The 25,653-nt window shown below is 72.3% G+C and carries 20 protein-coding genes and 1 pseudogene; 12 read left to right on the top strand and 9 right to left on the bottom strand.

Going from position 1 to position 25,653, the window contains the following annotated elements; genetic code table 11:
- Positions 1-2: 2 nt before the first annotated feature.
- A complete protein-coding gene (locus Asi02nite_RS04180; RefSeq protein WP_203710784.1) occupies positions 3-572 on the top strand; it encodes a helix-turn-helix domain-containing protein in 570 nt (189 codons plus the stop codon).
- A 78-nt stretch (positions 573-650) separates the two neighbouring features.
- On the opposite strand, the gene Asi02nite_RS04175 is transcribed toward Asi02nite_RS04180, so the two are convergent.
- Entirely contained in the window at positions 651-5,630 is a 4,980-nt protein-coding gene (locus Asi02nite_RS04175; RefSeq protein ID WP_203710783.1) for an NAD-glutamate dehydrogenase, read from the bottom strand.
- 171 nt (positions 5,631-5,801) lie between these two features.
- On the opposite strand from Asi02nite_RS04175, the gene Asi02nite_RS04170 reads away from it, so the two are divergent.
- The gene (locus Asi02nite_RS04170) at positions 5,802-7,733 is read left to right on the top strand and encodes a penicillin-binding transpeptidase domain-containing protein (protein WP_203710782.1); all 1,932 of its coding nucleotides are present in this window, start codon (positions 5,802-5,804) and stop codon (positions 7,731-7,733) included.
- Between the two features lie 325 nt (positions 7,734-8,058).
- On the opposite strand, the gene Asi02nite_RS04165 is transcribed toward Asi02nite_RS04170, so the two are convergent.
- From Asi02nite_RS04165 to Asi02nite_RS04155, 3 genes are all read right to left on the bottom strand, one after another.
- Positions 8,059-8,577, bottom strand: coding sequence for a hypothetical protein (locus Asi02nite_RS04165; RefSeq protein WP_203710781.1), 519 nt, complete (start codon positions 8,575-8,577; stop codon positions 8,059-8,061).
- Positions 8,578-9,046: 469 nt separating this feature from the next.
- Entirely contained in the window at positions 9,047-9,697 is a 651-nt protein-coding gene (locus Asi02nite_RS04160; protein WP_203710780.1) for a hypothetical protein, read from the bottom strand.
- A 34-nt stretch (positions 9,698-9,731) separates the two neighbouring features.
- The gene (locus Asi02nite_RS04155) at positions 9,732-10,331 is read right to left on the bottom strand and encodes a TetR/AcrR family transcriptional regulator (protein ID WP_203710779.1); all 600 of its coding nucleotides are present in this window, start codon (positions 10,329-10,331) and stop codon (positions 9,732-9,734) included.
- A 59-nt stretch (positions 10,332-10,390) separates the two neighbouring features.
- Here Asi02nite_RS04155 and Asi02nite_RS04150 point away from each other — a divergent pair, with 59 nt between their 5' ends.
- The 6 genes from Asi02nite_RS04150 (at position 10,391) to Asi02nite_RS04125 (ending at position 16,428) form a co-directional block, all read left to right on the top strand.
- Positions 10,391-12,439, top strand: coding sequence for a HelD family protein (locus tag Asi02nite_RS04150; protein WP_203710778.1), 2,049 nt, complete (start codon positions 10,391-10,393; stop codon positions 12,437-12,439).
- Between the two features lie 27 nt (positions 12,440-12,466).
- Positions 12,467-12,919, top strand: coding sequence for a hypothetical protein (locus tag Asi02nite_RS04145; RefSeq protein WP_203710777.1), 453 nt, complete (start codon positions 12,467-12,469; stop codon positions 12,917-12,919).
- A 52-nt stretch (positions 12,920-12,971) separates the two neighbouring features.
- Positions 12,972-14,192 (top strand): alpha/beta hydrolase family protein, encoded by a 1,221-nt coding sequence (locus Asi02nite_RS04140; RefSeq protein WP_203710776.1) that lies wholly within the window; start codon positions 12,972-12,974, stop codon positions 14,190-14,192.
- A 411-nt stretch (positions 14,193-14,603) separates the two neighbouring features.
- Positions 14,604-14,762, top strand: coding sequence for a hypothetical protein (locus Asi02nite_RS04135; RefSeq protein WP_203710775.1), 159 nt, complete (start codon positions 14,604-14,606; stop codon positions 14,760-14,762).
- Positions 14,763-15,036: 274 nt separating this feature from the next.
- Positions 15,037-15,753: an SDR family oxidoreductase gene (locus Asi02nite_RS04130; RefSeq protein WP_275410262.1), complete on the top strand. Its 717-nt coding sequence runs from the start codon at positions 15,037-15,039 to the stop codon at positions 15,751-15,753.
- A gap of 99 nt (positions 15,754-15,852) precedes the next feature.
- Entirely contained in the window at positions 15,853-16,428 is a 576-nt protein-coding gene (locus Asi02nite_RS04125; protein ID WP_203710773.1) for a dihydrofolate reductase family protein, read from the top strand.
- On the opposite strand, the gene Asi02nite_RS04120 is transcribed toward Asi02nite_RS04125, so the two are convergent.
- Both Asi02nite_RS04120 and Asi02nite_RS04115 read right to left on the bottom strand, forming a co-directional pair.
- Positions 16,413-17,036: a helix-turn-helix domain-containing protein gene (locus tag Asi02nite_RS04120; protein ID WP_203710849.1), complete on the bottom strand. Its 624-nt coding sequence runs from the start codon at positions 17,034-17,036 to the stop codon at positions 16,413-16,415. The two genes, Asi02nite_RS04125 and Asi02nite_RS04120, sit on opposite strands and share 16 nt — an antisense overlap.
- Before the next feature lie 102 nt (positions 17,037-17,138).
- Positions 17,139-18,158, bottom strand: coding sequence for an alcohol dehydrogenase catalytic domain-containing protein (locus Asi02nite_RS04115; RefSeq protein ID WP_239126454.1), 1,020 nt, complete (start codon positions 18,156-18,158; stop codon positions 17,139-17,141).
- 119 nt (positions 18,159-18,277) lie between these two features.
- On the opposite strand from Asi02nite_RS04115, the gene Asi02nite_RS04110 reads away from it, so the two are divergent.
- The 4 genes from Asi02nite_RS04110 to Asi02nite_RS04095 all read left to right on the top strand — a co-directional run bounded on the left by Asi02nite_RS04110 (position 18,278) and on the right by Asi02nite_RS04095 (position 22,024).
- Positions 18,278-19,093 carry a helix-turn-helix domain-containing protein gene (locus Asi02nite_RS04110; protein ID WP_203710772.1) on the top strand — a complete coding sequence of 272 codons (816 nt, stop codon included), beginning with the start codon at positions 18,278-18,280 and terminating at the stop codon, positions 19,091-19,093.
- A 79-nt stretch (positions 19,094-19,172) separates the two neighbouring features.
- Positions 19,173-19,748 carry a helix-turn-helix domain-containing protein gene (locus tag Asi02nite_RS04105; RefSeq protein WP_203710771.1) on the top strand — a complete coding sequence of 192 codons (576 nt, stop codon included), beginning with the start codon at positions 19,173-19,175 and terminating at the stop codon, positions 19,746-19,748.
- A gap of 163 nt (positions 19,749-19,911) precedes the next feature.
- The gene (gene rox, locus Asi02nite_RS04100; protein ID WP_203710770.1) at positions 19,912-21,333 is read left to right on the top strand and encodes a rifampin monooxygenase; all 1,422 of its coding nucleotides are present in this window, start codon (positions 19,912-19,914) and stop codon (positions 21,331-21,333) included.
- An 85-nt stretch (positions 21,334-21,418) separates the two neighbouring features.
- Positions 21,419-22,024 carry a DedA family protein gene (locus tag Asi02nite_RS04095; RefSeq protein WP_203710769.1) on the top strand — a complete coding sequence of 202 codons (606 nt, stop codon included), beginning with the start codon at positions 21,419-21,421 and terminating at the stop codon, positions 22,022-22,024.
- Here Asi02nite_RS04095 and Asi02nite_RS04090 read toward each other — a convergent pair.
- From Asi02nite_RS04090 to Asi02nite_RS04080, 3 genes and pseudogenes are all read right to left on the bottom strand, one after another.
- A complete protein-coding gene (locus Asi02nite_RS04090) occupies positions 22,008-22,535 on the bottom strand; it encodes a DUF4231 domain-containing protein (protein ID WP_203710768.1) in 528 nt (175 codons plus the stop codon). The two genes, Asi02nite_RS04095 and Asi02nite_RS04090, sit on opposite strands and share 17 nt — an antisense overlap.
- A 1,193-nt stretch (positions 22,536-23,728) precedes the next feature.
- Positions 23,729-24,695 (bottom strand): annotated as a pseudogene (locus tag Asi02nite_RS04085) (arginase family protein); the annotation flags it as partial.
- A gap of 13 nt (positions 24,696-24,708) precedes the next feature.
- Positions 24,709-25,650: a tetratricopeptide repeat protein gene (locus tag Asi02nite_RS04080; protein WP_203710767.1), complete on the bottom strand. Its 942-nt coding sequence runs from the start codon at positions 25,648-25,650 to the stop codon at positions 24,709-24,711.
- Positions 25,651-25,653: the final 3 nt, after the last annotated feature.

The following is a 25,653-nucleotide window of genomic DNA, read 5'->3' as shown; positions in this document are numbered from 1 at the left end:
GTATGAAGCAAGACGGAGATCTGGAGGCACTGGTCCGGCAGCGCATCCGCGGCCTGCGGGTGGCCCGCGGCTGGTCACTGGACGAGCTGGCCGCCGCCTGCCTGCTCAGCCCGTCCACCTTGAGCAGGATCGAGACCGGCCACCGCCGGATCGCCCTGGACCAGCTCGCCGTCATCGCCCGGGCGCTCGGCACCACGCTGGACCACCTGGTCGAGTCCGACGCCGACGACGACGTGGTGATCCGCCCGCACCGCGACGACGCCCGGGGCATCACCACCTGGCTGTTGTCCCGCGACAGCGGGCAGACCGTCAGCAAGATGCGCGTCACCCGCAGGGTGCCCGACCAACTGCGCGTGCACCCGGGGCGCGACTGGTTCACCGTGCTCTCGGGCACGATCGTGCTGCGCCTCGGCGAACGGACCATCCTGGTCGGGCCCAACGAGGCGGCCGAGTTCTCCACGACCGTCCCGCACGCGTTCGGCGCGCACGACGGTCCGGCCGAGATCCTCTGCATCCTCGACCACGAAGGCGAACGCAGCCACCTGGGCCCGCACGGCGAGGCCGCACACTGACGCTCCCGGCCCGGCGCCGCGCCCGGTGACCACGGCGGCCGGCGCCGTGCCAGGTGACGCGGCGGCCGGCCGGGTCGGTCAGTTGGCCGACGACGTGCGGACGAGCTGGCGGATCTGGCGCAGCAGCACCGACAGCGCCGCCAGGTCCGCGCTGGACTCCGCGAACTCCGCGATCGCGCGCCGGGCCCGGCCCATCGACGTGGCGTTCGCCTCTTCCCAGGCCTCGACCCGTTCCTCCACCGGCGCACCGTCCGGTGTGGACTGCAGGATGCCCGCCGTCAGGGCCGCCAGCGCGGCGTAGAGGTCGTAGCGCAGCGCCATCCGGGCCAGCGTCTGCCAGCGGTCCGAGCGGGGCAGCAGCGAGATCTTCGACAGCAGCGCGTCGACCCGCAGGCGATCGCTGAGCACGAAGTAGACCTGCGCGACGTCCTCGGGCGCCCGGGCCGTGATCCGGGCGGTCTCGACGACGTCGATCAGGCCGAAGCCGTACATCACCCGGGCCACCTCGGTGGCCAGGCTCGCCGGCATGCCGCGGGCCTCGACCTCCTCCATGTGGGCGAGCAGCGACTCCCGCTCGCTGCCGACGAAGCGCGTGTCGAGCTGGCCCAGCAGGTCGGCCACCGCGGCGAAGCGGGCGATCTCGCCCGTCACGTCGAGCGGCGAGCGCCGGTTGGTGACCAGCCAGCGGACCGCGCGGTCGAGCAGCCGGCGCAACTCCAGGTAGACCTTGGTCTGCGCCACGGTCGGCACCTGGTTGTCCAGCGCCTCCACCGCGGACCACAGCTTGCGCAGGCCGTAGATCTCGCGGGTGACCACGAAGGCCCGGATGACGTCGGCGGCCGACGCGCCGGTCTCCTCCATCGCGCGGTAGACGAAGGACGTGCCGCCGCGGTTGACGACCTCGTTGACCAGCACCGTCGTGACGATCTCCCGGCGCAGGCGGTGACCCGCCATCCGCTGCGCGTACGCGGTCCGCAAGGGCGTCGGGAAGTAGTCGGCGAGCACCTCGAAGGTCCACGGCTCGTCGACGATCGGGTCGGCGAGCACCTGGTTCTCCAGATCGATCTTGACGTACGCCAGCAGCACCGCGAACTCCGGCGCCGTCAGGCCCTCGGGCCGCGCCGCCAGCTCCTCGTCGGTCGGCAGGCCCTCCAGCGCGCGGTCCACCAGGCCCGAGCGCTCCATGTCGACGATCATCCGGCGGTGCACCGGGAGCAGCGACTCCGCCTGGACGATCGCGGTGCCCAGCGCGGTCGCCTGGTCGTAGTTGTCGCGGAGCACGAGCTGGGCGACCTCGTCGGTCATCTCGGCCAGCAGCGCGTCCCGGTCGGGCACCGTCAGCTCCCCGTCGGCGACCGCGCCACCGACCAGGATCTTGATGTTGACCTCGTGGTCGGAGCAGTCGACGCCGGCGGTGTTGTCGATGAAGTCGGTGTAGACGCGGCCGCCGCGCAGCGCGTACTCGATCCGGCCCAACTGGGTCAGGCCCAGGTTGCCGCCCTCACCGACCACGCGGGCCCGGATCTGCTTGCCGTTGACCCGGATCGCGTCGTTGGACTTGTCGCCCACGTCGGCGTGCGTCTCGGCCGACGACTTCACGTAGGTGCCGATGCCGCCGTTCCACAGCAGGTCGACCGGCGCCTGCAGGATCGCCTTCTGCAACTCCGGCGGCGACAGGGACGTCACCTCGTCACCGAGGCCCAGCGCCGCGCGGACCTGGGTGGAGATCGGGATCTTCTTGAGCGTACGGGCGAACACGCCACCGCCGTCCGAGATCAGCGCGGCGTCGTAGTCGGCCCACGACGAGCGCGGCAGATCGAACAGGCGCTTGCGCTCGCCCCAGGAGGACGCGGCGTCGGGCGTCGGGTCCAGGAAGATGTGCCGGTGGTCGAACGCGGCCACGAGCCGGATGTGCGGCGAGAGCAGCATCCCGTTGCCGAACACGTCGCCCGACATGTCGCCGACGCCCACGACGGTGAAGTCGGTGGTCTGGATGTCGGTGCCGAGGTCGCGGAAGTGCCGCTTGACCGACTCCCAGGCGCCGCGCGCCGTGATGCCCATCTTCTTGTGGTCGTAGCCCGCCGACCCGCCGGACGCGAACGCGTCACCGAGCCAGAACCCGTGCGCCACCGAGATCGCGTTGGCGTAGTCGGAGAACGTCGCGGTGCCCTTGTCGGCCGCCACCACGAGGTAGGGGTCGTCCTGGTCGTGCCGCACGACGTCGACCGGGTGCCGGATGTCGCCGCCGACGATGTTGTCGGTGACGTCGAGCAGGGCGGTGATGAACAGCTTGTAGCAGTGCACGGCCTCGTCGCGGTCGCCCGGCTTCTGCTTGAGCACGAAGCCGCCCTTGGCGCCCACCGGCACGATCACGGCGTTCTTCACCATCTGCGCCTTGACGAGGCCCAGGATCTCGGTGCGGAAGTCTTCCCGGCGGTCGGACCAGCGCAACCCACCGCGGGCGACAGGCCCGAACCGCAGGTGTACGCCCTCGAAGCGCGGCGAATAGACGAAGATCTCGAACTTCGGCCGGGGTGCCGGCAGGTCGGGCACCTGCTGCGGGTCGAGCTTGAAGGCCACATAGGACTTCGGACGCCCGTCGGTGCCCCGCTGGAAGAAGCTCGTGCGCAGCGTCGCCTGGATCAACGTCAGGTAGGACCGCAGGATCCGGTCCTGGTCGAGGCTCGTCACGTCGTCGAGGCGCTTGCCGATCTCGTCGACCAGCAGCGCGGCCCGCTCGGCCCGCTCGGACTCGCCCAGCTCGAGGCGCGGCGAGAAGCGCACCTCGAACAGCTCGACGAGCCGGGTGGCGATCTCCGGGTACGCGACGAAGGTCGATTCCATGTAGTCCTGCGAGAAGACGGTGCCGGCCTGCCGCAGGTACTTCGCGTAGGCCCGCAGGATCACCGCCTGCCGCCAGGTCAGCCCGGCGAGCAGCACGAGCTGGTTGAAGCCGTCGACCTCGGCCTCGCCGCGCCAGGTCGCCGCGAACGCGTTCTCGACGTGCGGCCGCACGGCGGTCGGCAGCCGTTGCCCGTCGGGGAGCTCCAGGCCGAAGTCGTAGAGGTAGACGGTGCCGTCGGAGCGCTCGACCTCGTAGGGCCGCTCGTCGGCGACCTGGACACCCAGCGAGTGCAGCACCGGCAGCACGGCCGAGAGGACCATCGGTTCGCCGTACCGGAAGACCTTGAAACGTACGTCCTCGTCGTTCTGGTTCTTCCGGAAGAGGTGCATCTCGAGCTGGCCGGGCTCCTCCAGCAGCTCGAGCTTGGCCAGGTCCTTGAGCGCCTCGTAGGGGGTGTTCTCCTCCTTGTAGCCGTCCGGGAAGGCGTCGGCGTACCGCGCGAACAGCGCCTTGCCCTGCTCGTCGCCGAGCTTGCGGCCGAGCACCAGGTTGAAGTCGTCGTCCCAGAGCCGGGTCGCGTCGGCCAGCTCCTCGGCCAGCGCGTCGACGTCGACCTCGCCGGGCGGGTTCGTCGGGTCGGTCCGCACGACCACGTGCACGCGGGCGAGCAGCGACTCGGTCACCCGGGTGGTGTAGTCGAGCCCGACGCCGTTGAACCGGCGCAGCAGGATCTCCTGCATGCGCAGCCGGTTGTGGGTGGTGAACCGGTCCCGCGGCAGGTAGATCAGGCAGGAGATGAACCGGCCGTACCCGTCGCGCCGGACGAACACCCGAAGCTGCCGCCGGCCGGCCATCCGCAGCACGCCGATCACCGCGCGGTAGAGGTCGTCGGTCTTGATCTGGAAAAGCTCGTCGCGGGGGTACGTCTCGAGGATCTGCAACAGGTCCTTGCCGGAGTGGCTGCGCGGGCTCAGGCCGGACCGGTCGAAGACCTCGGCGACCTTGCGCCGGACGACCGGGAGGTCGCGCACGCTGGTGCGGTAGGCGGCGCTGGAGAACAGGCCCAGGAACCGCCGCTCGCCGACCACCTCGCCGTTCTCGTCGAAGACCTTGAAACCGATGTAGTCGAGGTACGCGGAGCGCTGCACCGTGGCCCGGGAGTTGGCCTTGGTGATGATCAGCAGCCGCTTCTCCAGCACCTTGGCCCGCGCCTCGGGCGGCAGGGCGGTCAGCGCCAGCGGGGTGGTCTGGTCCTGGCGCAGGATGCCGAGCCCGGTGCCCAGCTCGGCGCAGAGCTGCGGCTCGTCGTCGTCGCCGTCGGTCAGCTTGTATTCGCGGTAGCCCAGGAAGGTGAAGTGCTCCCGGGCCATCCAGCGGAGCAGCTCCACCGAGTCGGTGATGTCCTTCTCGGGCACCGGCGGGCGGGCGTCGGTGGTGCGGGCGGCGGCCAGCTCGTCGGAGAGCGACAGGGCCTTCTGGCGCATCTTGGGCCAGTCCTCGACCGCCTCGCGCACGTCGGTCAGGACGCGGACGAGCTCGCGCTCGAGCTGCTCGCGCTCGGCGGCGTCGCGGATGGCGTCGATCTCGATGCGCATCCAGCTCTCGACCAGGTCGCCGTCGATGGCGTCGTCGGGCTCGACCTCGGCGGCCACCTCGATCAGCTTGCCCATCGGCTCGCGGCGGACCACGACGAGCGGGTGCACCAGCAGGTGGATGTCGAGGTGCCGGCCGGTGAGCAGGGCGGTGACCGAGCCGACGAGGAACGGCATGTCGTCGGTGACGATCTGGATCACGGTGTGCGGCAGGTCGGCCACCGGCTCGGTGATCCGCAGCTTGAGCTGACCCGGCATCCGCTGCTCGGCGAGGTCGCTGTGGCTCTGCGCCGCCTCGACCATCTCGCGCGCGGTGTAGCCGACCAGCTCCTCGTCGGGGGCGAACCGCCAGAACCGGGCGACCAGCGCGGCCTCGGTGCTGCCCGGGCCGGCGAGGGCGACCGCCTCGGCGACCAGCCGCTCGGCGTTGGGGACGGGCTCCTCGATCTCGCTCTCGTCACCGTCGTCGGAGGTCGCGGAGGCTACCCCGATCGACTCGACCGTGGTGTCGTCGTCGACGGTCGTGTCGTATTCATCGGAAATGTCCGGTGGCCCGGACCGGCGTGCGACTCCGCGCATGCCGCCTCCCTCAGACGTGTCCTGCGCCGAGCGCCGATCCATTGGTGCCACTCCCCTCGAAACCCACCACGTTGTGGGGCTCAATCCCGTCAGAGTACGGCCTGTCGCGGTAACGGTTCCGCTCCGGTTGGGCCTTCCTGAGCACGAGTGGTCATACCCATTTTGCGCCGCGTACTAGGGTCCTGATGTTCCCCGGGGGAAGGATCTGTTGGCATGCGTCGGTCATACCCGATATCGAAAAATCGACCCGCCGCGGCGCTGGTGAGTCTCGCGCTGTTGGCCGCCGGCCTGGCCGGTTGCTCCAGCGACCCGGGCCCCGACGACGCCACCGACGCGTTCCTCTCCGGCTGGCAGTCCGGCGACCTCAGCAAGGTCCCGTTCGTCGACCCCACGGGCACCAAGATCGCCGCCACCGACGTGGCCGCGGCCCTCAAGGAGATGTCGGGCGACCTGGCCAAGACGCCGCCGACCGCGCGCCGGGAGGGCGACCCCAAGGAGGTCGAGGGCAGCGCCACCGCCGCGGTCACGGTCGACTGGGCGCTGCCGGGCGGCGCGCACTGGACCTACCCGTCGACGGTCCGGCTGAGCCAGGGCAAGGACGACGTCTGGTCCGTCATCTGGGAGCCGGCGATCATCAACGGCAAGCTCAAGACCGGCGACCAACTCGGCCTGCGCCGCCAGCGGCCCGAGCGCGCCGGCGTCCTGGACGGCGCCGGCAAGCCGATCGTCGAGCCGCGCGACGTGATGGTGGTGGGCGTCGAGCCGGCCGCGGTCGACGACCCGGTGGGCATCACCAAGGCGCTCGACTCGGCGTTCAAGTCGATCCGCCCGCCGATCTCGATCGACGTCAGCGACCTGCCCAAGCAGATCGCCGACGCGCAGGACCCGACCCACTTCCTCACGGTCGTCACCCTGCGGGACGACGCGTACCAGCAGATCCGCTCCAAGATCCAGCCCTTGGAAGGCACCCGCTTCCGCGAGGAGAAGCGCGAGTTGGCACCGACCCGGGCCTTCGCCCGCGCGCTGCTCGGCTCGGCCGACCCGGCACTCAAGGAAGACATCGACAAGCGGCCGGACGAGGTCGCCGAGGGCGACCTCGTGGGCCACGGCGGCGTCCAGGGCGCGTTCGACAAGCAGTTGCGTGGTACGCCCGGCGTCTCCGTCGTGATCTCGCAGAAGGCGCCGGACGGCGAGGTCAACGACGGCGAGGAGCTGTTCCGCTCCGAGCCCAAGCCCGGTGAGCCGGTCAAGACCACCCTCGACCCGAAGGTGCAGAACGCCGCCGACACCGCGCTGGCGGGGCTCAAGCAGCGCTCGGCGCTGGTGGCGGTGCGCACGACCGACGGCGCCGTGCTGGCGGCGGCCAACGGCCCCGACGGCGGCACGGGCGAGAACCTGGCCTTCACGGCCCAGGTGCCGCCGGGTTCGACGTTCAAGGTCGTCAGCGCGTACGGGCTGCTGGACTCGGGCAAGGTGCAGGCCTCGACGGTGGTCGACTGCCCGCAGAACTTCGCGGTCGACGGCCGGTCGTTCAAGAACTCGGAGAGCTTCGCCCTGGGCAAGGTGCCGTTCCAGGTCGACTTCGCCAAGTCGTGCAACACGGCGTTCGCCCGGCTGGCGCCGGAACTCGGCCCCGACGGCCTGGCCGAGGCGGGCCGCGCACTGGGCCTCGAGGCCAAGTGGGACCTGGGCATCGACGCGTTCAGCGGCAAGGTCTCGACGGGCGGCTCCGACGCGGAGCGAGCGGCGGCGGCCTTCGGCCAGGGCACGACGCTGGTGTCACCCCTGGCGATGGCCGCGGCGACGGCGTCGGTGGCGCGCGGGTCCGCGGTGACACCGTCGGTGCTGGCCGACAAGCCGGCGGCGGCCGGCGCGGCCCTCAAGCCGGAGACCCTGGAGCCGCTGCGGGCGATGATGCGCCAGGTGGTCACGACGGGCACGGCGACCGCGCTCAAGGACGTCCCGGGCGGCGCGGTCTCGGGCAAAACGGGCACGGCCGAGTTCGACAACAACCCGGCACACACCCACGCCTGGTTCGTGGGTTGGCAGGGCGACGTGGCATTCGCGGTCTTCGTGGAGAACGGCGGCGGCAGCGGCGAGACGGCGGTCCCGGCCGCGGAGCGGTTCCTGCGCGCGCTGCGCTGACCGGCCGGTCGCTGCAAGCGCGGGCCGCGCGTGCCGGTCGCTCCACGCGCGGGCCGCGCGTGCCGGTCGCCCCACGTGCGGGCCGGTCGCCCCACGCGCGGGCCGCGCTCGCCGACCGACCCCACGCGGGCCCCGCGGGCCGGTCGCCCCACGCGCGGGCCGCGCCCGCCAACCGACCCCACGCGCAGGCCAAGCGGGCCGGTCGCCCCACGCGCGGGCCGCGCCCGCCGACCGACCCCACGCGGGCCCCGCGGGCCGGTCGCCCCACGCGCGGGCCGTGCCGGCCGGTCGGCCATGCGCGGGGTGGTCCAGCGGGCCGGGCCGGTCAGACCAGGTGTGGCTCGATGGCGATCCAGGCGTGCGTCTCGGCCGCCAGCCGCGGGTCCGCGACGTGCTCCAGGTGCCACCGGGCCGCGCGAACCAGGTTCCGCGCTCTGCGGGACAGCCGCATGGCGTCCGGGCCGAGATCCCCCAACCGCCGGCGATCGGTGATCGTCGCCACGGCGTCGCGGTTGACCGGCATGGCGTCCAGGCAGGACCGCACGATGTCGTCGGGGCGCGGCAGCAGTGCTTCCTCGACGCCCGCGCGGCGCATGGTCAGGACCGCGTAGGCGAGCTTCAGCGCGGTCTCGTCCGCGCTGAACACCGCTCGGGTCCCGGCCTGCCCGAGCAGCCAGAGGTGCAGTGCCACCACGTCCGGTCGGTCGGGCGCGACCCGCCGCTCGACGATCCAGAGCAGCCCCAACCACTCGTTGCCCGCGGGCCGGCGCTGGTCGAGCCACGCCGCGCGGCCGCGCTCGTCGAGGTCGAGCAGCGCGTCGACGGAGGCCTCGAGGTCGCTCACCCGGCAAGCATGCCGGACCCCGCTCAACGGCCGGTGGTCAGCTTGTCCTCGAGCCAGGCCAACATGCGGTCGTCGGTGAGGGTGCGGGCCCTCGGGCGCCGTCGAGGCGGGCCGATCGCACGGGTTGACACCGGCGCCCGAACCACTGCGCGGATCCCGCGGGAAGGCGGCGCGACTGCGGCCGTCGAAATGGGTCTGGTCTTTCCTGGCCGGGCAACGCCCGTATCGCGCTCCTCGGCCAACTGGCCTCCGTCGCGCTGGTGGGGGAACGGAGTTCCATCACCTCTGCCGCCCACGAGCGGATTCGCACGCGGGTCTCGACTATTTCAAACGCGAACAACTGGTCGATCTCGTCGGCCATCAGGAAGTGCTCGCCCGACGCGGACAGCACCTGTTGGCAGTAGTGCCCCCAGATCCCGCAAGGTCGAATTCATGACCGCTCGGCTCCATTGACGACAGCTGCGGCAGCCTACGCGTTCAGTGGCGTCCGCTGATTCGGCGAAATCGGCGCGCGGTCCACGTGCAGTGCGATCAGCGTGAGGACCGCCGCGTTCAGCACGTGCCAGAGCCAGTGCGTGCCCGACGGCAGGTGGGCGCAGAGCGGTTCGTCGAGCGTGCGCAGCGTCAGCGACGCCGCGAACACCGCCGCCGCGGCCGTCAGAAGATGGGAGCGTAGGGCCGCCGCGAAGGCGGCCAGGCCGAGTAGTGCCGGCAGATAGCCGCCGACCGTGAACGACGGGTCCACCGCGGCCAGCGCCCCGTTGACCACCGCCGCGAAGAGCACGAACGCCGGTGCGGCGAGCCACGCGCGGGACGGCCTGATGCCCCAACCACGGCGCACCAGCAGCACCACCCCCACGAGCACGTAGACCAGGATCGACAGCGAGTCGAGCGCCGCCGTCCACGGCGTCGCGAACGTGTGGAACACCAGGCTGCACAACCCGACCACGCCCAGCAGGGCCGGCAACGCCCACGACCCGAGCGATGGCGGCGGCACCGAGGGGCGCCGGGCCAAAAGCGTCAACAGCGCCGCCGAAGCGATCAGGAAGGCCACATTGGACACCGCGTTCAGCGGCTCCGCCCACAGACCCGGACCCAGCCGCTCGCAGTAGCCGTCCACGGCCGCAACCTACCGCGCGTCAGCGACGCCCCGGTTAACGGTCGCCCAGCAGACGGAACGCGGTGTCGGCCGCGGCCACCGCCGTCTCGTACAACCCGTCCGCCGTCTCCCCGCCCGCCAGCCGGCGCCAGTTCTCGCGGGCCAGGACCCGCGTCGCCGCGAGGATCATGGCCGCCCGCAGGCGCGCCGTCAGCGGGTCGTCGGTCTCCGCCAGCGCGGCCGCGAGCGCCTCCTCGTCGCGGGCGATGTAGTCGTTGACCCGCACCGAGAGGCTCGGCGTCGAGAAGACCATGTTGTGGAACGCGAGCACGCGCGGGTGGTCGTTGAGGCCGGTGACCGGGTCGCGGCGGGCCAGGCCGTCGAGGAAATGCGCGTGCAGGGCGGCCGGCGGCGACTGCCCGGCCGGGCGCGCGCGGACGACCCGGGCCGCCTCGCCCCGGTGGTCGGCGATCTGGTGCAGCACCAGGTCTTCCTTGCTGGGGAAGTAGCGGAACAGCGTCGGCTTCGAGATCTCGGCCGCCGCCGCGACGTCCGCGACCGAGACCCCGTCGAAGCCGCGTTCCAGGAACAGCGCGATGGCCGCGGCCGAGACCGCGTCGTGCGTACGCTGCCGCTTCTGTTCCCGCAGACCCATGGCCTCACCCTAGCAGTATTGATACTGAGTTAAAAACGTTACTGAGTTACAGTACGAGCATGAGCCACGAACTCGCGGACGAGCTCGCCTACCTGGCCGAGGCCAGGCGTGCCCTCGCCTGGATGCTCGCGCACGCCCGGATGCGCGTCTCCACCGGCGACCAGGTGGCCGGCGACCGCTACACGGCCGAACGGCTCGGGCGGATGCTCAAGAGCCACGCCAAGGAGCTGGCCGAGGAACCGGACAGCCCGCTCTACTTCGGGCGCCTGCGGTTCGGTGACGGCGACGACGCCGGCGAGCACCGGAACCAGAGCTACTACCTCGGCCGCCGGCGGGTCACCGACGCCGACGGGCGGGCGCTGGTGATCGACTGGCGGGCGCCCGTGTCGGCCCGCTTCTACCGGGCCACCGCCCGCGACCCGCGGGGTGTGACGGGGCGGCGCCGGTTCGGCTGGAGCACCCGCCACCCCGTCCAGCTCACCGGCTACGAGGACGAGCGGCTCGACCACGGCGAGGAGCTCGGCACCGCCAGCCGGCTCCTGGCCGCGGAGATCGAGCGCCCCCGGGTCGGGCCGATGCGCGACATCGTGGCCACGATCCAGCCCGACCAGGACGAGCTCGTCCGCGCCGACCTCGACCGGTCGCTGTGCGTACAGGGCGGTCCGGGCACCGGCAAGACCGCCGTCGGCCTGCACCGCGCGGCGTACCTGCTCTACGCGCACCGCCGCCGGCTAAGCCGCAACGGCGTGCTGGTGGTCGGGCCCAACCCGGCGTTCCTCCACTACATCGCCGCGGTGCTGCCGGCGCTCGGCGAGGTCGACGTGCGGCAGCGCACGCTCGACACGCTGCTGTCGCAGACCCCGCCGACCGCGACGGACACCGCCGACGCCGCCCGGGTGAAGCACGACGTGCGGATGGCGGCGATCCTGCGCCGGGCCCTCTACGCCAACCTGGAACCACCGACCGGCGAGGTCCTGGTGCCCGACGGCTCGTACCGTCTAAGGGTTTCCGTCCATGCCCTGGCCCGTGAGCTCGCCGCCATCGAAGCCGAGGACGTGCCCTACGGCGTCGGCCGCGAACGGCTGCGCGCCCGCATCGTGGCGATGCTCCAGCGTCAGCTCGAGTGGCACGGCGAGACGCCGACGAAGCGCTGGCTCGACCGGATCGGCCGCGGCCGGCCCGTGACGGCGGTCCTCGACCGGATGTGGCCGAAGATCCGCCCCGAGGAGCTGCTGACCGCGCTGCTCACCGATCCGACGACGGCCGCCGACGGGGTGCTGACCGCCGACGAGCAGCGGGCGATCCGCTGGCCGCGACCGCCGCGGAGCTTCCGGAGTGCGAAGTGGACCTCGGCCGACCACGTTCTGCTTGACGAGATCGCGGGCCTGATCGAGCACCCGGCCGGGTTCCGCCACATCGTGGTCGACGAGGCGCAGGACCTGTCGCCGATGCAGTGCCGCGTGCTCGCCCGGCGCAGCGAGCACGGCTCGCTGACCGTGCTCGGCGACCTGGCCCAGGGCACCACCCCGTGGGCCGCGACGACCTGGCCGGAGCAGATGGCGCACCTGGGCCGGCCCGACGCCGTGGTCGAGGCGCTCACCACCGGGTTCCGCGTACCCGCGACGGTGTTGAACCTGGCCAATCGCCTGCTGCCCGGCACGGCACCGCTCACCCGGTCGCTGCGCACGGACGGCGCGCTGCGGATCCGGCACGACGACGACCTGGCCGGGGCGACCGTCGCGGCGGTGCACGCGGCGCTCCAGCACGCGGGCTCCATCGCGGTGATCGCCACCGACGCGCGGCTGGCGACCCTGTCCGAGGCGTTGCGGGCGGCCGGCGTCGAGGTCAACACCGCGGACGACGACCGACACCGGGTGACCGCGCTGCCGGCCACGCTGGCCAAGGGACTCGAGTTCGACCACGTGATCGCCGTCGAACCCGACGAGATCGTGCGCGCCGAACCACGCGGCCTCAACCGGTTGTACGTGGTGCTCACCCGCGCCGTCACCCGGCTCGACGTGCTGCACTCCCGCCCGCTGCCGGCCCTCCTCACCGAACCGGTGAGGGAGGCCCCACCCCGGACCGGCCAGCCCGCGGGATGTTCCTGACCAGGGTGGGTTCACGATGCTCGATGCATGACAACCAACACCCCCGCGGCCGTACGCGCCGCGTTCGTGACGTGGCTCGTGGCGGTCGGCGCCGGAGCGTTCGAGACGGTTCTGGTGGTGGCGAGCGGCGAGGCGGGTGACGGCGCGGCCGTCGGCGTCGCGGTCCGGCTGACGGTGTTCGTGGCCGCCGTCCTGGTGGCCCTGCGGATGCGGGCCGGGCGGCGCTGGGCCCGGCTCGCCCTCACCGTCGGGCTGGGCGTCCTCGGCACCCTGTCGCTGGTGCTCGGCCCGATCGGCTGGCTGCTCGACGGCAACTCGTTGCCCGATCTGGTCAGCTCCGCCAGTGCGCTCGACCTGACCTTCGGTGCCAGCCGGGTGGTGCACGTCTGCGCCGTACTGGCGGGCTGTGTGCTGATGTTCGTGCCGTCGGCCAACGCGTGGTTCCGCTCGCGGGCCCGCGCCCGCGTCGCCGTCGGCTGAAGATCCACCGTTCCGGCCCGGGAGCGCGCACGGCATGTCTAGCGTGGACGTCGTGGCCTCGCACACCGTCTTCTCCAAGGGCTTCTTCCGCGACAAGGGCATGGACTACCGCGCGCGGGTGGTGCTGGGCCGGGCGGCCCACGGCGGCAGCGACGTCGGCGAGGTGCTGGCGACGCTGGACCAGATCTCCGATCAGGAAAGCTGGCGTACGGCCTGGTCCGCGACCGCGGACCGGGTCCGCCGGCTGGGGGACGCCTTCCGCGAGCGGGGCGACGAGCGCAGCGCCGGGTCCGCCTTCCTCCGCGCGGCGAACTACTGGGCCTGCGTGGTCGAATCACTGTCCGAACTGGACGACGACGCCGCGATCCGGCTCGCGTTTCGGGCCCACCGCGACTGCTGGGACGCCTTCGTCGACTGCGCGGGCGGCGCACACGTCCGCGTCGGGGTGCCGTACGAGGACCAGACCCTGCCCGGCTACCTGCTCCGCCCCGACGCCTCCGGCACGCGCCGACCGACGCTGGTCATCACGAACGGCAGCGACGGCGCGATCAGCGGCCTGTGGAGCAGCGCGGCGGCCGGCGCCGTGGCCCGGGGTTGGAACGCCTTCGTCTACGACGGCCCGGGCCAGCAGTCGATGCTCTTCGACCGCCAGACCTCGTTCCGCCCGGACTGGGAGGCCGTGCTCACCCCGGTGATCGACACGCTGGTGGCGCGGGACGACGTCGACCAGGACAAGCTCACCGGGTACGGCATCAGCCAGGGCGGCTACTGGCTCGTCCGGGCCCTGGCGGCGGAGCACCGCCTCGTCGCCGCGGTCGCCGACCCGGGGGTCGTGGACGTCTCGACGTCGTGGACGGCACCGCTGAGCAGCGGGATGCGCAAGGCGCTCGACAAGGGCGACCGCGCGGCCTTCGACCGCGACATGAAGCTGGCCACGATGCTGCCGAGCCTGCGCCGCACACTGGCCTTCCGATCACGCCCGTACGAGGCGGAAGCGGATTGGTTCGGCCTCTACGCGGAGATCCGGGCCTACCAGCTGACCGACGACCTGGCGGCGAAGGTCACGACGCCGGTCTTCGTCACGGACCCGGAGGACGAACAGTTCTGGCCGGGCCAGTCGCGCCGCCTGGCCACGATGCTCGGCGACCGCGCCCACGTGGCGGCGTTTACGGCCGAAGAGGGCGCCAACATGCACTGCCAGCCACTGGCTCGCACCCTCACCGACGACCGCATGTTCGCCTGGCTCAATGAACAACTCGGCACGGTCCACTGACCGCGCCCCGGCGTCGCCGCAACGCGCAGACAAAGGCTCGGTGGCTCCTCTTCAACTACGGCATAGCCAAGATCCACGGGGTTGAAGCCCTCAAAGCGGCGCCGCCAATCGCCGAAGCCTTCGCGGGCGCCGCCTGGGTATCGTCGCATCGGACTGTCGGTCCCTGGATCATGGAGCTTCTCGGCCAAGGCAGCCAACCGCCTCTTTGCCCTCCGGGCGTGCCTCCCGCTCTGCCGCCTCCACCGCAGTAGTTCTTCGGCGGAATCTAGCGTCGCGTGCCGATAGAGGGCCTCCCAACACCGGGTCTGGCTCTTCACACATCGAATCGCGTCGTCGCTGACGGGGATGGGCGCAGGTAACCCTGTGTCCTATCGTCGCGTCCATACATCGGCAAGTGTCGAAGGGAATGCGATGCGTAAGTGGTGGGCGCAACTGTGGGGTCTCGCCGCCATCGCTGGTGGCGTCATGCTCGTGCTGGGTTGGACACACGACACCGCTTGGTTCTGGTGGTCAGCCCACACCCTCGCTCTGTCCGCCGTGATGGGATTGCCACTGATGAAGCTGGAGTAACCCGTTGTGCGGCCCCGATCAGACCGGACCCATATCCGGCGACCACGGTCCGCCTTAGCGCCTTCCCGCTGAATGCGCACAGCGGCTGCAGCGTCTGCGTCGACCCCGCAAGGACGGCCACCCGCCGTGCCAACAGCCGCCCACCAGGTCGAACGGTTGGAACCGGACACCCGCGCCATCATCGGCGTTTCTTGTTGGTTGGGGCCCCCGCGCGTTTGACGTGGGTTCGTCGGGGAAGGCGGGGCGCAGACTGCGATCTACACGGGGGTAGGACATGCGGGTCAGGGGTTCGGTTGCCATGGTGACCGGCGGGAATCGTGGGTTCGGGCTTGCCATCGCCAAGGAGCTTCAGGAGCGCCAGGCCGCCAAGGTCTATGTCGGTGTGCGGAATCCGGCGGCGTTCGAGGAGGATGGGCTGCTTCCCGTCGCGCTCGACGTGACCGATCCCGCGTCCGTTGCGGCGGCGGCCGGGCAGTGTGGCGACGTCACCCTGCTCGTCAACAATGCCGGCACCGGGGCCGCGCATCCCGACGGGTCGCTCGATCCCGATCTCATCCAGACCACCGAGCGTGTCCTCGACGTCAATCTCTACGGCACGATCCGGACCACGCAGGCCCTCGCGCCCGTGATCGTCGACAACGGTGGCGGGGCGATCGTCAACGTCCTGTCCGACGAGGCCTGGTACGCCCTGCCCGTGCTCACCGGCTACGCGATGACCAAGTCCGCCGAGTGGAGCTTCACCAACGCGCTGCGGGTCGACCTGCGGCCCCGGGGCGTGGAGGTGCTCGGGCTGCACGGCGGGTTCATGGACACCGATCTGGTACGCGACCTCGACGTCGCCAAGAGCGATCCGCGGGACGTCGCCGCCGCCGCGCTGGACGGGCTGGAGCAGGGTAAGGAGGAGGTCATGGCCGACGAGCAGGCGCGGCTGGTCAAGCGCTCCCTGTCCACCGACGACGGCTACTACCTCCACCCGTCCGTGCTCGGCTGAGCGCGCTGTCGTTTCCGTACAAGACACGGTCCTGGCGCCTTTCCTAGCATTGCCTCATCGAACACATCGAACACGTGCGGCTTTGAGGAGTGGTTGGCAATGCGGGAATTGGTCTACACCGGTTTCATGTCGCTCGACGGGGTTGTCGACTCGCCCGGTGGTGGCCCCGGCGAAACGCACCGCAGCGGTGGTTGGGTGTTCAAGGACCTCGAGTTCGTACCCGAAGCCTGGTCGATCAAGGGCGAGGAGCTGGCGGAGACCTCGGCGTTGCTGTTCGGGCGGCGCAGCTACGAGTCGTTCTCCGGCACCTGGCCGCAGTCGCAGGACCACGCGGACTACAAGGATCTGCCGAAGTACGTGCTGTCGAGCACGCTGAGCGAGGATGCGCTCGTCGACGGCTGGGGGCCGACGACCATCCTGCGGTCGGCGGAGGACGTCGCCGCGCTCAAGCAGACCGACGGCGGCGCGATCTTCATCCACGGCAGCGCCGAGGTCGCCCGGCGGCTGGCCGACGCCGACCTGATCGACCGCTACCACCTGCTGGTCTTCCCGGTGCTGCTCGGCGCCGGCCGGAGCATCTTCAGCGACACCGACCGCGACAAGCGGATGCTGCGGCTGCGTGACTCCGAGGCCTACAAGAACGGCATCCTCAAGCTGGTCTACGAGGTCGGCTGATCCAGGGCCAGCGCGATCGCGCCGCCGGTGCCCTCGCGGAGCTGGCGGACGCCGCGGCCCACGTAGCGGCGCAGCGCCCGCGTCAGGTGCGGCTCGTCGAAATAGTCGAGCTTGCCGACGACGTCGCCGACCGGCACGCCGCCGGCCAGGAGGGCGGAGGCCTCGCGGGCGCGTTCGATCTGGCGTACCGCGCCCTGGGTCAGACCTGTCGCCGTCCGGAAGCGCCGTTCGACCGTGCGGGTCGAGGCCCGCGGCCGGTAGCCCTGCCGCACGTCGGTGACGATCGGGTCGCGCACCACGGCCCCGGCCCGGACGAGGCGCTCGACCAGCGCCTCGGCGTCGTCGGGGCCCGGTGTCGCCCACTCGACCCCGCCGAGCCGGAAGGTCGTGCGGGTCGCGCCGGGCAGTTCCAGGCCGCTGTCGACCAGGGTCGCGGTGGGCAGGATCGCCAGCGACGTGCCCACCGCGAACTGGATCCCGACGAACGTGGCCTCGGACGGGACGGCCGCCGTGCCCGTCCGCGTCTCGGGCCCGGTGACGCTGGCGAACGCCTGGCCCTCGTGCGCGAAGAACACCAGCCCCCAGTTGACCGCCGCGACGGAGGTCATCCGCTCGACCCGCTCGCTCGTGCAGGTCCACACCTCATCGACCCACGGCGAGTCGGACGCGCGCGTCTCGAACCGCAGTACCGCCACGTGGAGCAGGATAAGTCAGTAGGTCACCACGCCGCGGAACCGTAGCTGCCCGTTGATCAGCCGCTCGTACCCCTCGTTGACCTTCTCCTTCGGGAAAACGTCGATCATCGGCGTGACGTCGCCGCGGGCGACGATCTCCAGGGCCTCCGCAAGGTATTCCGGGCTGTTGTGGGCGGACCCGACGACCTGGTAGCTGTGACTCGTCACGGCCAGGGCCGGCAGCGGGAACGTGTCGTCGGCCGAGATGCCCATCAGCACGAGCTTTCCCCACGGGCGCAGGCCCCCGAGTGCGTCGATCGCCGTCTCGTGCCGCGGCGAGGTGTGCAGCAGCACGTCGGCACCGCCCGCGGCCTTCAGCTCGGCACCGTCGGCGACCACGTCGTCGGCGCCCAGCTCGCGCGCCAGGTCGTGCTTCTCGGGCGAGTGGGTCACCGCGATGGTGTGGTATCCGGCGGCCTTGGCGAACTGCACGCCGAGGTGCCCGACGCCGCCGATACCGCCGACGGCCACGCGCGCGTCCGGCTTCGGGTCGGCGCGCCGCAGCGCGGCCCAGACGGTGTAGCCGGCGCAGACCGTCGGAGCGGCCAACTCGTACGGGATCGCGTCGGGCAGCAGGACCGTCCCGGACTCGTCGGCCGCCACGTACTCCGCCTGGCCGCCGTCGACGTTGACCCCGGTCAGCACGGGGTTCGCGCAGTTGTTGGCGGTGACGAAGCTGTACGGGTGGTGCTCGCGGCAGAACGCGCACCGGCCGCACGGCTTCTGCGTGATCGGCAGGCCGACCCGGTCGCCGACCTGGCGTTCGGTGACGCCCGGCCCGACGGCGACGACCTCGCCCACCCCTTCGTGCCCCAGCACCAGCGGGAACGGGCGGTACGACAGCACGCCCCGGGCCATCAGCGCGTCGGTGTAGCAGAGCCCGCACGCATGGATCCTGACCAGCACCTGGTGGGGCCCGGCCTCCGGCATGGGCACGTCCCGCAGCTCCCAGGGCGCGTTCACCTCGGGCACGACGGCGGCTTTCATCTCCTGCATCTCCGACTCCTCTCCGCGCACCGGGGGTGTCCAACGCAAGCACGGGCCGGCCGCGGCGGGCAGGGTCGGTGCTGCCCTGGGTCGCGCAGACCCACCCAGGACCGCCGTATAATCGGTCTATGCCCGCAAATGAGGCGTTACGCGAATTTCTGCGGGCGCGGCGGGCACGCCTGACGCCGGAAGAGGTCGGGATCCCCGACGGCAACGGGCCGCGCCGCGTCGCCGGACTGCGCCGCGAAGAGGTGGCCCAGATCGTCGCGGTCAGCGTCGACTACTACACGCGGCTGGAGCAGGGCCGCGTGGCGCCGTCGCAGGAGATCCTGCTGCGGGTGGGGCAGGCGCTGCGGTTGAGCGAGGACGAGTGCGCGCACCTGCTGACGCTGGCGCACCCCGCGCGGGCCGACCTCGACGGCGACGGCCACTACGAGTTGCGGCGCGAGATGCGCTGGGTGCTCGACGCCATCCGTACCCCGGCGTTCGTCCTGGGTCGCTGCCTGGCCATCGTGGGTACGAACGAGGCGGCCCGCCGGCTCCTCGTCGACTTCGACGCCCGCCCGGCGCGGGAACGCAACGACGCGCGCTGGGTGTTCCTCGACCCGCTGGCCCGCGAACGGTACCTGGACTGGGACCTGGTGGCCCGCGACAACGTGGCGTCGCTGCGCCGGCAGGCGGGCCGCTTCCCGGACGACCGGCGGCTGGCGGACCTGGTCGCGGAGCTCACGGCCGCGTCGCCGGAGTTCGCGCGCTGGTGGGCGGAGCACGACGTGGTGCAGCACCGCCGCGGCTGCAAGCGCTACCGCCACCCGGTCGTCGGCGACATCACGATCGCGTACGAGGCGTTCCCGGTCTCGGGCACGGACGACCAGATCCTCTACGTGTACGGCACGGAGCCAGGCTCCCCGTCCGATGCGGCGATGGAGCGCCTGCTCCGCTAGACGAGGTGGACCTCGACGGCCTCGCGCAGGCGGTCGGACCCGGTGGGCAAACTCCGTTGCCGAACGGCAAACTGGGCTGATGGACGACGAACGGACGCTCGACGCCGTCGGGCCGCGGCTCAAGCTGTTGCGGCTGCGGCGGGAGCTGACCCTGACCGACCTCGCCGCGCAGACGGGTATCTCCGCCAGCACGTTGTCGCGGCTCGAGGCCGGTCTGCGCCGCCCCACGCTGGAGCAACTGCTGCCGCTCGCCCGCGCGTACGGCGTCACCCTCGACGATCTCGTCGACGTCCCACCGACCGGCGACCCGCGGGTCAACCTGCGGCCGATCGCGATGGGCGGCGGGGCGACCGTCGTGCCGCTGACCCGCCGGCCCGGGGGCATCCAGGCCTACAAGTTCGTGCTGCCCGCCGGGTCCGCCGATCGCGAGCCCGATCCGCGTACACACGAGGGTTTCGACTGGCTCTATGTCCTCAATGGAACGTTGCGCCTGGTGCTCGGCGAGCACGACCTGGTCCTCGATGCGGGCGAGACCGCCGAGTTCGACACGCGCACGCCGCACTGGTTCGGCGCGGCCGGTGCGGGGCCTGTCGAGTTCCTCAGCCTCGTCGGCCGGCAGGGGGAACGCGCGCACGTGCGGGTGGCGGCCAACTGAGCCGGCTGAGACACGAACGGCAGGGGATCTCCCCTGCCATATCTAACATATAGCGCACCCCCGGTCTTGCGGCAAGACCCCCGTCGTGCTGCAGAATCTCCAGCCGATGCGCAGAACACGGCAAAATCAGGGATTCGCGCATCGTGTACGCATTGGGGGGTTCATGTTCGACGTGATCGTGGCCGGTGCCGGACCGACGGGCCTGATGCTGGCCAGCGAGCTGCGGTTGCACGGCATCCGGGTGGTGGTGCTCGACAAGGACGCGGAACCGACGACGGTGGTCCGGTCGATGGGCCTGCACGTGCGCAGCATCGAGCTGCTCGACCAGCGCGGCCTGCTGGAGCGGTTCCGCGAGGTGGCCACGGAGTACCCGGTCGGGCGCTTCTTCGCGGGCATCGAGAAGCCGGCGCCGCGGCTGGACAGCGCGCACGCGTACGTCCTCGGCATTCCGCAGCCCGTCACCGATCGCCTGCTCGAGGAGCACGCGACCGAGGTCGGGGCCGAGATCCGGCGCGGGCGGGAGCTGGTCGGGCTGAGCCAGGACGACGACGGTGTCACCGCCGAGCTCGCCGACGGCACGACCGTGCACGGGCGCTACCTGGTCGGCTGCGACGGCGGGCGCAGCACCGTACGCAAGCTGCTCGGCGTCGGTTTCCCCGGCGAGCCCGCGCGGACCGAGACGCTGCTGGGCGAGATGTCGGTCGACGCTCCGGCCGAGACCGTGACCGACATCGTGACCCGCGTCCGGGAGACCCAGAAACGGTTCGGGCTCGCACCCCTCGGGGACGGCGCGTGGCGCGTCATCGTGCCGGCCGCGTCGGTGGCCGAGGACCGCGCGGTCCCGCCGACGCTCGAGGAGGTCAAGCAACAGCTCCGGGCGTACGCGGGGACCGACTTCGGCGTGCACTCGGCGCGCTGGCTGTCGCGGTTCAGCGACGCGACGCGGCTGGCCGAGCGCTACCGGGTCGGCCGGGTCCTGCTGGCGGGCGACGCCGCGCACATCCACCCGCCGGTCGGTGGGCAGGGCCAGAACCTGGGCATCCAGGACGCGGTCAACCTCGGGTGGAAGCTGGCGTACGTGGTCCAGGGCGCGGTCGCCGCGGATCTGCTGGACAGCTACGAGAGCGAGCGGCGTCCGGTGGCCGCGGCGGTGCTCGACAACACCCGCGCGCAGATGGAGCTCATGTCGACCGAGCCGGGTGCGCAGGCCGTGCGCCGGCTGGTCGCGGAGCTGATGGACATCGAGGAGGTCAACCGCTATCTGACCGAGAAGATCACGGCCACCGCCATCCGGTACGACTTCGGCTCGGACGACGACCTCGTCGGGCGGCGGATGCGGGACCTCGCGCTGAAGCGGGGCCGGCTCTACGAGTTGACCCGCGGCGGGCGCGGCCTGCTGCTCGACCAGACGGGCCGGCTCACGGTGCCGGCGGGTTGGGCGGACCGGGTCGACCTGGTCTCCGACGTGTCGGAGGAGTTGGCCGTGCCGGCCGTTTTGCTGCGCCCGGACGGGCACGTGGCGTGGGTGGGCGACGACCAGCGGGACCTGGAGGCGCACCTGCCGCGCTGGTTCGGGGCCCCCTGAGGGGGATTCCCCCACGGTCGTTTCCGGGGATAGCGCGGGACTCTCCCGGTGCCCGCGGCGGCGGGCGTCGCCGAGGGTGGAGGTCATGGATCTCCTCCAGGTCGTGCACGACGTGATGTCCTCGCCGTGGTTGTACGCGCTCGTCTTCGGGCTCGCGCTGCTCGACGGTTTCTTCCCGATCGTGCCGGCCGAGACCGCGGTCATCACGGCGGGCGTGTTCGCCGCCGGCGGGCAGCCGGACCTGCTGCCGCTGGTGGCGGTCGCGGCCGCGGGCGCGTTCGCGGGAGATCACATCTCGTACGCCCTGGGCCGCGCCGCCGGCGGCCGCTCCACCCGCGGCGGCCGCGCCCTGACCTGGGCGCGGTCTGCCGTCGCGGAACGCGGGGGCCTGATCCTGGTGGTGGCGCGGTACATCCCGGGCGGCCGGACGGCGGTCACGCTCTCGATGGGCGCGCTGCGCTATCCACGGTCGCGGTTCACGGCCTTCGACGCCCTGGCGGCGATCACCTGGGCGCTGTACTCGGCCCTGATCGGCTACTTCGGCGGGGCGGCGTTCGAGGGTGACCCGGTCCGCGGCCTGCTGCTGGGCCTCGGGATGGCGATGTCGGTGACGCTGGTGGTCGAAGCGGTGCGGTTCGCCCGCCGCCGGTCGGCCCGCCGCCGGGCCGCGGTCGTCACGGCGCGGCGGTGACGGCCGGGTTCGCGCCGGGCTGCTGCGCCATGGTGCTCGCCCAGGCGCTCGACTCCCGCGTCGCCACGTCCTGCAGGAAGTGGGCAAGCTGCCCGCGCCGGGTGTCGGCGTTGTCGTAGGGGGACGAGCCGGCCTTGAACAGGAACCCGTGCAGCCGCAGGGATTCGGCGACGCCGCGGTGCGAGAGCCAGTTGGGATGGAACTGGAACACCTGCTGCAGACCTTCGACGAACACGATCCCGGCGGCGACGACGGCGGTCAGCACACCGGGCGCGCCGACCGCGGCCATCACGGTGACGGCGGCGCCGAACGCCAACGTACCGACCTTCAACCCCTGATAAGCCAACCGATTCCGATTGGCGGACCGGTTGTACCAGCGGTACTGGTTCTGCAGCTGCCGCCAGACGAGCGCCTCCTCACCGGACAGCCCGACGGGCGCGACCAGCTCCCACTGTCCATCGTGGTCAGCGGGGTCGGACTCCGCGCGGCCAGGCACTTCCTCGGCAACCATGCGCAGAGACTGGCACACGGGCGGGCGGATCCGAAAGCCTGGGCGGCCCGCCTACTCGTCGGGGTCGGGCGGCCGCCGCCGAAGGCCGCCGGGCCGCACGTCCGTGCGGTCCACATCGTCGTCCGGGCGGCGCCGGAGTCCCCCGGGCCGAACGTCTGTGCCGTCCGCATCGGTGTCGGGGTCCGGGCGACGCCGCAGACCGCCGGGCCGCACGTCCGTGCCGTCCGCATCGGTGTCGGGGTCGCGGCGGAGGCCGCCGGGGCGGACGTCCGTCGTGATGGCGTCGCCGTCGGTGCGGCGGCGTAGGCGGCCCGGGCCAGCCGTGTCGGCGCCCAGGGGTGCCGACAGGATGTCGGCGGCCGAGCGGCGCTTGCGGTTCGGGCCGGCCGCGCCGTCGAGGATGTCGAAGGACGAGCGGCGTTGCCGCCCGATCACGGGCCTCCGCACGTCGGCCGCGACATCCCCGGCCGTCGGCTCGGTGGCGGCCGGCGGCGGGTCGGCCGCGGGCGCGCGTTCGGCGTCCGCCGGTGTCATCGCGGGCGCGGCGACGGGTGCGGCAGCGTCGTCCGGGTCCGCCGTCGTGTCTCCAGCCGCTACGGCTTCGTCCCGGTCCGCCGTCGTCGCGGCGGCCAACACCTCGGCATCATCCCGGTCCGCCGCCACGCCGCCTGCGTCAGCCGCTACGGCTTCGTCGCGGTCCGCGGTGGCCGCGGTGGCCAACACATCGACATCGTCGTGGCTCGCCGCCGCGCCGGTGCCGGCCACTATCGCTTCGTCGCGGTCCACGGTGGTCGCGGTGTCCGACACATCGACATCGTCTCGGACCGCCGCGCCGCCGCCGCCAGCCGCGATGGCTTCGTCCCGGTCCGGCGTGCTCGCGGTGGCATCGTCCCGGGCCGCCGTCGCGCCGGCCGCTACGGCTTCGTTCCGGTCCGCGGTGGGAGCGGCGGCGGGCACCCCGGCATCGTCCCGGTCCGTTGGCGGGGCGAAGGTCGCCTCGATGTCGTCCTGATCCGTCGTGGGTGCGGTCGCGGTCCGGTCCGTCGGGCGCAGCCCTGCCCGTCTCGGCCCGGCCGCCTCGCGCTGGATCGGCGCGGCTTCGTCCCGCGGGGAAACCACCGTCGGTGCCGGCGGCGAGTCGGCCGGCTTGTCCGGGACCGCGGAGATCGGGGGCCGGAAGCGTTCCCCGTCCGGGGCCGGCCGGCGGCGTGGGGTGAAGGCGAGCGGTGACGCCCGCCGCGCCGATGCGGCCGCGCGGATCGGGGCCAGGCCGGCGACCACGGCGCTGGTGATCTCGGCCGCGTACGCGCCGTCGGGGTCGTAGTCCGGGTCGAAGACAGTGAGTTCGATGCCCAGGCAGTGTGGTGTGTCGACCAGGCCGGCGATCAGCAGTTCGAGTTCGGCGAAGGCGATCCCGCCCGGATCGGGGGCGTCGACGGCCGGCATGACCGCCGGGTCGAGCACGTCCACGTCGATGTGCACCCAGTAGCCGGCGCAGTCCGCCAACTGGTCGCGGGCCCATTGGGCCGTGCGGGCCGCGCCCTCCGCGCGCAGCGCCGGCACCGGGCGGGTCAGGATGCCGGCGGCCTGGAGGTCCAGCCGGTACTCGTCCTGGGCCCGGATGCCGAGCACCACCACGTCCACGTCGCGGAAGTAGGGTCTTCGGCCCTCGATCGCGGCCAGGTCGGCCTGGCCCCGGCCCGTCGCCAGGGCCAGGCCCTCGCCGGCGGCCGCGCCCACGTACGACGCGTTGCCGGGGTGGCGGAAGTCCGAGTGACCGTCCACGTAGACCAGCCCGATCCGGCCGCCGACCGCCTCCCCGAGGCGGTGCATGGCGAGCGCCGAACCCAGCAGGATGGAGCAGTCACCGCCGAGGACGACCGGAAACTCATCAGCGTCGATGATGGCGCCGATCCGCCCGGCCAGCGCCACCGAGTAGGCCGCGATCGCCTCGGCGTGGGCGACGCCGTCGCCCGGGCGCCAGTCGCCCGCGTCGTAGCGCGGCGCCGTCAGGCACCCCGCGTCGCGGGCGACCAGCCGACCGAGCAGGCCGCGGTCGCGGAGTGCGCCGGGCGCCTTGGCGCAGCCGGGCGTCGACGTCGGCGTGGGCGGTCGCAGGCCCAGGTTCGACGGCGCGTCCAGGAGCGCTATCCGGCGCACGGCGCTCACCGACTCAGTAGAGGGCGCTGGCCAGGGCCCGGCGGGCCGCGGAGACCGCCGGGTCGTCCGGACCGGCGATCGTGAACAGCGTCACCAGATGCTTGCGGACGATCTCCTTCTCGTCACCGACGCTGCGCCGGACGAGGTCCACCAGGCGCTTGTAGGCCCGCTCGGCCTCGCCACCCAGGACCTCGACGTCGGCCGCGAGCAGTTGGGCCTCGATGTCGGACGGCGCCGCCGACGCGTCGGCCAGTGCCTTGGCGGCGTCGACGCCCTGCACGCGGCGGTAGAGGCCGACCTGAGCGAGCCCGGCCTCGGCGGCCTGGTCGGCCGGCGCCTCGAACAGGATCTTCTTGTAGGCCGCCTCGGCCGCGTCGAGGTCGCCGACCATCAGGGCGTCGTCGGCGGACTCCAGGCGCGGGTCGGCCGGGGTCTCCACCTCGACGCCGCCGGCCTTGAGGACCGCGCCGATCCACTGGCGCAGCTGCGATTCGGGCACGACGCCGGAGAACGCGTCGACGGGCTGGCCGCCGACGACCGCGAAGACCATCGGGATGCCCTGCACGCGGAACATCTGCGCGAGCCGCTGGTTGGCGTCGACGTCGATCTTGGCCAGCACCCACGCGCCGCCGCCCTCGATGGCGAGCTTCTCCAGGACCGGGGAGAGCTGCTTGCACGGCTCGCACCACTCGGCCCAGAAGTCGATCACGACGGGCGTGGTCAGCGAGCGTTCGAGCACCTCGGCCTGGAAGGTCGCCTCGGTCACCTCGATGATGGCCGCGTTGCCGAGACCGGCGGGCGCGGCGCCGGGCGGCAGGCCGGCGGGATCGCCGCCGGCAGGGGCGGCGCCCGCACCCGCACCGGCGGCGGGGGACGGTGATCCGGACGGCCGCAGTGCGCCGAGGTCGACCGCGCCGCGGGTGAAGATCGACGGAGAGGTCCGTGGTTCGCTCATGGT

Source organism: Asanoa siamensis, from assembly GCF_016862555.1.
GTDB classification, from domain to species: domain Bacteria; phylum Actinomycetota; class Actinomycetes; order Mycobacteriales; family Micromonosporaceae; genus Asanoa; species Asanoa siamensis.
The sequence above is the reverse complement of the archived record's forward strand: the minus strand, read 5'-3'. Positions and strand labels throughout refer to the sequence as shown.

Excerpts from the sequence above, each read along its gene's own strand:
- Asi02nite_RS04180 (WP_203710784.1), top strand. The coding sequence starts at position 3 with ATGAAGCAAGACGGAGATCTGGAGGCACTGGTCCGGCAGCGCATCCGC.
- Asi02nite_RS04175 (WP_203710783.1), bottom strand. The coding sequence starts at position 5,630 with ATGGATCGGCGCTCGGCGCAGGACACGTCTGAGGGAGGCGGCATGCGC.
- Asi02nite_RS04170 (WP_203710782.1), top strand. The coding sequence starts at position 5,802 with ATGCGTCGGTCATACCCGATATCGAAAAATCGACCCGCCGCGGCGCTG.
- Asi02nite_RS04155 (WP_203710779.1), bottom strand. The coding sequence starts at position 10,331 with ATGGGTCTGCGGGAACAGAAGCGGCAGCGTACGCACGACGCGGTCTCG.
- Asi02nite_RS04150 (WP_203710778.1), top strand. The coding sequence starts at position 10,391 with ATGAGCCACGAACTCGCGGACGAGCTCGCCTACCTGGCCGAGGCCAGG.
- Asi02nite_RS04145 (WP_203710777.1), top strand. The coding sequence starts at position 12,467 with ATGACAACCAACACCCCCGCGGCCGTACGCGCCGCGTTCGTGACGTGG.
- Asi02nite_RS04135 (WP_203710775.1), top strand. The coding sequence starts at position 14,604 with ATGCGTAAGTGGTGGGCGCAACTGTGGGGTCTCGCCGCCATCGCTGGT.
- Asi02nite_RS04130 (WP_275410262.1), top strand. The coding sequence starts at position 15,037 with ATGCGGGTCAGGGGTTCGGTTGCCATGGTGACCGGCGGGAATCGTGGG.
- Asi02nite_RS04125 (WP_203710773.1), top strand. The coding sequence starts at position 15,853 with ATGCGGGAATTGGTCTACACCGGTTTCATGTCGCTCGACGGGGTTGTC.
- Asi02nite_RS04120 (WP_203710849.1), bottom strand. The coding sequence starts at position 17,036 with ATGACCTCCGTCGCGGCGGTCAACTGGGGGCTGGTGTTCTTCGCGCAC.
- Asi02nite_RS04115 (WP_239126454.1), bottom strand. The coding sequence starts at position 18,158 with ATGCAGGAGATGAAAGCCGCCGTCGTGCCCGAGGTGAACGCGCCCTGG.
- Asi02nite_RS04110 (WP_203710772.1), top strand. The coding sequence starts at position 18,278 with ATGCCCGCAAATGAGGCGTTACGCGAATTTCTGCGGGCGCGGCGGGCA.
- Asi02nite_RS04105 (WP_203710771.1), top strand. The coding sequence starts at position 19,173 with ATGGACGACGAACGGACGCTCGACGCCGTCGGGCCGCGGCTCAAGCTG.
- rox (WP_203710770.1), top strand. The coding sequence starts at position 19,912 with ATGTTCGACGTGATCGTGGCCGGTGCCGGACCGACGGGCCTGATGCTG.
- Asi02nite_RS04095 (WP_203710769.1), top strand. The coding sequence starts at position 21,419 with ATGGATCTCCTCCAGGTCGTGCACGACGTGATGTCCTCGCCGTGGTTG.
- Asi02nite_RS04090 (WP_203710768.1), bottom strand. The coding sequence starts at position 22,535 with ATGGTTGCCGAGGAAGTGCCTGGCCGCGCGGAGTCCGACCCCGCTGAC.
- Asi02nite_RS04080 (WP_203710767.1), bottom strand. The coding sequence starts at position 25,650 with ATGAGCGAACCACGGACCTCTCCGTCGATCTTCACCCGCGGCGCGGTC.